The 274-nt window shown below is 47.4% G+C and carries 1 protein-coding gene; it reads right to left on the bottom strand.

The window, feature by feature from the left end:
* Positions 1-239: hypothetical protein (locus OW491_RS18080; RefSeq protein WP_290037283.1), on the bottom strand; the 239-nt coding region annotated here is incomplete at its 3' end.
* Positions 240-274 lie beyond the last annotated feature (35 nt).

The following is a 274-nucleotide window of genomic DNA, read 5'->3' as shown; positions in this document are numbered from 1 at the left end:
GTAACAATGAGGTGCGTTTTAGCGGTAACACTGCGTGCATAAATAGGATTAGCAACAGCGCGAGACCAACCCTTAGCATCATATAAACCAATGCTATGCCCCCACTTCTCAGCGGCGTCAGGCTTTGCATCTTCCACTCTGAACGTAGCGACGCTTCCACCTTCATTTTCCATGTAGCCAGCAGCTGCACTAGAGACAAGCGTCCAATCATCAGAATTGATTTCTATTCGAGTAGTCATGAATTCTCCTTGATAGCGTGGCGGTGATTGAACAC

Origin of the sequence: Neptunomonas sp. CHC150 (genome assembly GCF_030397555.1) — a bacterium.
GTDB classification, from domain to species: domain Bacteria; phylum Pseudomonadota; class Gammaproteobacteria; order Pseudomonadales; family Balneatricaceae; genus Neptunomonas; species Neptunomonas phycophila.
This window is presented reverse-complemented; position numbering and strand designations above follow the sequence as displayed.